General features: G+C 58.6%; 6 protein-coding genes. 3 read left to right on the forward strand and 3 right to left on the reverse strand.

The features are described 5' to 3' along the window. Complete coding sequence (locus tag E3U26_RS12700; RefSeq protein WP_499105820.1) at window positions 1–1,011, forward strand: replication initiator protein A; 1,011 nt, start codon at window positions 1–3, stop codon at window positions 1,009–1,011. 97 nt (window positions 1,012–1,108) lie between these two features. Then, window positions 1,109–1,540 (forward strand): helix-turn-helix domain-containing protein, encoded by a 432-nt coding sequence (locus tag E3U26_RS12705; protein ID WP_499105821.1) that lies wholly within the window; start codon window positions 1,109–1,111, stop codon window positions 1,538–1,540. A gap of 290 nt (window positions 1,541–1,830) precedes the next feature. Here the strand turns inward: E3U26_RS12705 and E3U26_RS12710 are convergent, their stop codons facing one another. From E3U26_RS12710 to E3U26_RS12720, 3 genes are all read right to left on the reverse strand, one after another. After that, window positions 1,831–2,415: a thermonuclease family protein gene (locus E3U26_RS12710; RefSeq protein ID WP_499105822.1), complete on the reverse strand. Its 585-nt coding sequence runs from the start codon at window positions 2,413–2,415 to the stop codon at window positions 1,831–1,833. An 87-nt stretch (window positions 2,416–2,502) separates the two neighbouring features. Then, window positions 2,503–2,718: a type II toxin-antitoxin system BrnA family antitoxin gene (gene brnA / locus E3U26_RS12715; RefSeq protein ID WP_499105818.1), complete on the reverse strand. Its 216-nt coding sequence runs from the start codon at window positions 2,716–2,718 to the stop codon at window positions 2,503–2,505. After that, window positions 2,705–2,968, reverse strand: coding sequence for a BrnT family toxin (locus E3U26_RS12720; protein WP_134079808.1), 264 nt, complete (start codon window positions 2,966–2,968; stop codon window positions 2,705–2,707). Before E3U26_RS12720 ends, brnA begins: the two co-directional genes overlap by 14 nt. Window positions 2,969–3,271: 303 nt before the next feature. Between E3U26_RS12720 and E3U26_RS12725 the strand changes: the two genes are divergently transcribed. Continuing rightward, complete coding sequence (locus E3U26_RS12725; protein WP_499105819.1) at window positions 3,272–4,537, forward strand: plasmid recombination protein; 1,266 nt, start codon at window positions 3,272–3,274, stop codon at window positions 4,535–4,537. Window positions 4,538–4,794 lie beyond the last annotated feature (257 nt).

The raw sequence follows: 4,794 nt of genomic DNA on the forward strand, positions 1-4,794 counted from the left end.
ATGCCGCTGCTCCCCGACAGACACCCCCAGAAGGACTTTTTCATCCTCGACATCTCCGATGTGGTGCCGAAGGACGACATGGCCTCGATGGAGCATCCGCTGTTCTCGCTCGCCACCAAGCCGGACATGCGCCACCTTGAATATCGCGGCGGTGACAACCGGCTGAAGATCGTGCCGTCCGGGGTCGGCCTGCCCACGATCTTCGACAAAGACATCCTGATTTTCTGCGTGAGCCAGCTCATGCACCGCAAGAACCGGGGCGAGAAGATCGGAAAGCGGGTTCGCTTCAGCGCCCGCGAGCTGATGATTACCACCAACCGCAAGACGGGCGGGATCGAGTATCAGCGCTTGGAACAGGCATTCCAGAGGCTCATCGGGACAACCTTCCAGACCGACATTCAGACCGGCAACAAGCGCGAGACACGCTTTTTCAGCCTGCTGGAATCGGGCAGCGGGTTCGTCATGAAGGAAGAGGGCAAGTGGCGGCTCGACTACTGCGAGGTGATCCTGTCCGACTGGGTGATGCGCGCGATCGTGGGCGACGAGGTCGTGACGATCTCGAACGATTATTTCCGGCTGCGCCGCCCGCTGGAACGCCGCCTGTATGAGATCGGCCGCAAGCACTGCGGGGGCCAGCCGAAATGGCAGATCGGCCTCGCCAAGCTTCAGGAAAAGACCGGCAGCAATGCCCCTCTGAAGAAGTTCCGGCTGAACATCCGCCAGATCATTGAGGACGATCACACGCCGTTCTATCGCATGGAGCTGACCGCCGAAGACCTGGTGATCTTTCGCCCACGCTCACCGCAGAACGAACTCTTGCCCGAGATCAGGCTTCCGGGGTGGGCCGAGGACAAGGCGCGAACCATCGCTAGGGAGAAGGGCCGGGACTACTACGCCCTGCGTTCGGACTGGCTGGCATTCGCCAAGAGCGAAGCGGCCAAGGGCAACCCACCAAAGAACGCGGGCGCTGCATTTGTGGCCTATTGCGGAAAGCAGGATAGCTTGCGTTAGCCGGGCCTAGCCCTGCCTCGATCAGGTTCCCTTGGCGTTGCGCCACGCAACGCGATACCCTGTTGCGCAACAGGCAAAAGCAACGAGGCGCAACGGCATGAAATATTCACTCTCAGAGGCCGCAAAGGCCACCGGAAAGAACAAGACAACAATCCAGAGGGCGATCAAAAGCGGAAAGATATCAGCCAGTAAGGGCGATGGTGGCTCATATGAGATTGATCCGTCAGAGTTGCACCGGGTTTTTCCGCTCACTGTTGCGCAACGCGATGCGCAACACATGCAAAGCAACGATACGCAACAGGCAAAATCCCCCCCAGAAAGCAGCCACATAGACCGTGTTGTTGAGCTGGAAAAAGAATTGGCAGTCACCCGCGAGAGAGCCAACGGTCTGGAAGCCCAGAAGGATCAGATGGCAGATACGATCAACGATTTACGGAAGCGCCTGGACAGCTCCGAAACCCGCGTGACGGCGCTTCTGGCCGACAACAGCCCAAAGCGCAGATCTTGGTGGCCTTGGAAGCGCACCTAATGTTCCATCCCGGACGATCACACAGCCCCTCGGCGCTCTGCCATTTCTATGGCAAGGGCTACTATTCTGCATCCCCCAGAGCCAACAAAAGCAGACAGGCCAGAATGGGCGAACCAAAAAGACTTATGAGCACCCAAATTAACTGACTGCGGCTCCTTCGCTCTGCCATGCCCGCAGGGAGCAGGATATACAGCCAAAGCACACAAAAGAGCGCAAACAGGCCGAAGATTACAGCAAAGACACCCTCCATCTAATCCAGACCCCGCGGTTTGTGCATTTGTTCAACAGACCTAGTCCTTGGGTACGCCAGCTCTTTTTCTGGCCTCGTACTGCTCCCAAACATGCATCCGACCCTTTTGGCGAGCGTCGGCTAACCAGAGTTTCTTACGTACACCAGGAACCTCTAGCGAGCGATACTTCCCGTCCGAAAACTTTGGCCAGTCGATAGCCAAACCGAGCTTTACCATTTCAGCAGAGATGTCCCGACCATCTTCTAGGTAGCACTTCGCGACCGTACGACCGTGCGCATCTTGCTCAGCAACTTCCGCCCTCACCACCTGTCCTTTGCACAAAGAAATCAGGGCCCATTTGGCCTTCTTTCCATAGGGATGGTCAATCTCCGGAGCGTCGACGCCGAACAAGCGTATCTGGGTTTTCTGAATGACCACAGTATCGCCATCAACCACGTAAGCGGAACCTTGTACTACTGGCTTGGAGGGTAGAGGCGTTGCCGTCTCAGCCTCAAATGGGCGAGGTTTAACAGGTTGATATGAAATGTCCCGGTGAGGCTGATACTTCTTTTCGCGAGTACGCTTTCTGCCAAAGATAAAAAACAGCGCAACCAACACCAAAAGAACAATTATTATGTTTTCCAAATACCTATCCTTTCTTGTGCGGTTGCCTCGTCATCAAGCCGTGACTCTCACATGAACTCGAATACAGACCCGCCAGGGACGGTGAACTTATTGGAGCCGTTCGGCGATCCATAGCTTGATCAGCGATTGCCGCGTCACGCCCAGATGTCGAGCCTGCTTGTCCAGGCCCTCTACGACCCATGCCGGGAAATCCACGTTCACGCGCTTGGGCTGGTCATTCGGGCGGCCGGCCTGGGACCAGTCAACTGCACCGCTCACGTCCTCACCGGCGTCGAATTTCTTGTCGAACTCAGTTGCCTTCATAGTAGCTGATCTCCTCTTTCCGGGCGCGGCGCACCGAGATGATCCGCACCGCATCACCTCGCGGCGTCCAGACGGCCGCCCAGTGTTTGCCTTCGATCTTCCCAATCGAGATGAACCGCGGTTCATCCTCGGTCTTGGCGGGCGCTTCGAGCATCCACGGGTCATCCCAAAGGGCCTGTGCCTGATCGAAGTCGATGCCATGCTTCGACAGATTCGAGGCACTTTTAGCGGGGTCATACTCAAAATCCATGCGTAAATATGGTATAGTAATTATCCATTTTCAAGCATGGGTCTACGTGATCACCGCCGCCATCCCGGCCCTCCGATATTCGGAGGTCTCCGGTCCGGGCTGGTTCCGCGCACCATTCCGACCGGCCCCCATATGGCAGGGGCGGGATGGTGCGCAGCCGCCCCTTGGGCGGCTTCCGGCGGGAGGTCCAGGAGGGCGCAGCGCCTCCGGCCCAACGGCAATTAGCGGAGCGGCTCGAAGAGAATTGCCTAGTGGGTTGTCATTTGAAATGACAATTCTGTCGCTCTCCGCTATCACCGTCCCATGTTCAAGGCTGCGATCCGCGTCAACAAGTTCACCAGCATCGCCCAGCTTCGCGGGGCGTCCCTCCATGCGCAGCGTCACGACGAGACCGGCAAGGCGCGGGTCCGGGACGATGCGGAACCCGGCTTCGGTCTCGCCTGGTCGAAGGCCGAGAACGACCGGGACTATCTCGCCGCCTTCAAGGCCCACAAGTCCGAGCTGGGGGCCGGCGAACGGAAAGGCTCGCCGCTCTGCTTGCAGGCCATCTGCGTGGTGTCGCCGGAATGGGTGGAAAAGGCCGGCAACCTGCACGACCCCGACAACCCGCATAACCGCCAGCTCTTCGACCAGGCGAAGGTATGGGCCGAGAGCTGGGGCGGCGAGGGATCGGTGATCGCCACACGCCTCGATCTCGATGAGAAGGGCGGGGCCGTGGTCGATGTTCTGGTCTCTCCCGTCCGGGAAAGCCGGGGCAAGCCGGTGATCTCGACCAACAAGGCGCTTCGGGAGCTGAAGGAGGCCACGGGCGAGCGAAACGAATACTCCGCCTTGCAAACGTCCTGGGCCGACTGGTGCCGCGAGAATCTGGACAGCGAAATCGTGCGCGGCACCCGCAAGGAAATCACGCAGCGCCAGCACCTGTCCCCGGAAACCTATGGTGCGGTCATGGACAAGGCCCGTGAGAGCGTCAGAGCGCCCTCTGAGGGCCTGTGGGACGCCATCAGGGACGCAGACCTCTCAGAAGGCCAGACAGAGGCCCTGAGCGGCCTTCTGGCGCTCAAGGGGGAGATTGTCCGCCACAGGGCCGAAGGAAGCGCCTACGAGCCTCCCAGGGGCGCTCTGACGCTGGATCGGGTAGGTGGAGACGCCAACACCGATCCGTGGCCCTTCATCGAGGCGATCAGATCCGGGGCAGAACGGATCTATGACATGGCTCATCGTTGCGGTGTGGGACTCCGGGAAAATATGAGTGATCGGTATGAGGCCGGGCGCGATCTCTTCCCCAGCCTGTCCGACCGGATGCACTTGGCAGCGGTGGTGGCGAAGTGCGGCGCGTTCATGGCGAGGATGGAAGCTGCGGTGAAGAACATGCTTCGGCCTGATGTTCCCCAGATCGAGGACAGGACCTGCTGGCCACAAGAAGCATCGGCAGAGGTGGAGCGTCACGAGATGAACCTTGGCCTGACAGTTCCCGCGGTTCAGGAAGAAACCCGGTCAGAACGGGAAAACGATCTTACCTACCGTGCCAGCCGGGAACGAGATCGAGGGTCCAGCCACGGTCTCTGACCCTTAGTGTTAATAGTGTTACCTACGGAGTATGTTACGGGGCCGAAAATCACCCCTAACCTACTGCTAAGGAAACAGGAAACTATCCACAGGGTTCCGAAACTAACGAATCTGGGTTCCGAAACTAACGAATCTGGGTTCCGAAACTAACGAACGGATTTCGCCCCCAAATCGGGTCCTGATATAACGAACTTGACGAACCGCCCGTTCCTGGCCGATGCTGGTTCCAGATATAACGAACTCAACCAGGCGAACGG

Source organism: Paracoccus ferrooxidans (assembly GCF_029909815.1).
GTDB lineage: Bacteria > Pseudomonadota > Alphaproteobacteria > Rhodobacterales > Rhodobacteraceae > Paracoccus > Paracoccus versutus.

What these genes read in the sequence shown, in the direction of transcription:
- E3U26_RS12700 (WP_499105820.1), top strand. Translation starts at nt 1, where the DNA reads ATGCCGCTGCTCCCCGACAGACACCCCCAGAAGGACTTTTTCATCCTC.
- E3U26_RS12705 (WP_499105821.1), top strand. Translation starts at nt 1,109, where the DNA reads ATGAAATATTCACTCTCAGAGGCCGCAAAGGCCACCGGAAAGAACAAG.
- brnA (WP_499105818.1), bottom strand. Translation starts at nt 2,718, where the DNA reads ATGAAGGCAACTGAGTTCGACAAGAAATTCGACGCCGGTGAGGACGTG.
- E3U26_RS12720 (WP_134079808.1), bottom strand. Translation starts at nt 2,968, where the DNA reads ATGGATTTTGAGTATGACCCCGCTAAAAGTGCCTCGAATCTGTCGAAG.
- E3U26_RS12725 (WP_499105819.1), top strand. Translation starts at nt 3,272, where the DNA reads ATGTTCAAGGCTGCGATCCGCGTCAACAAGTTCACCAGCATCGCCCAG.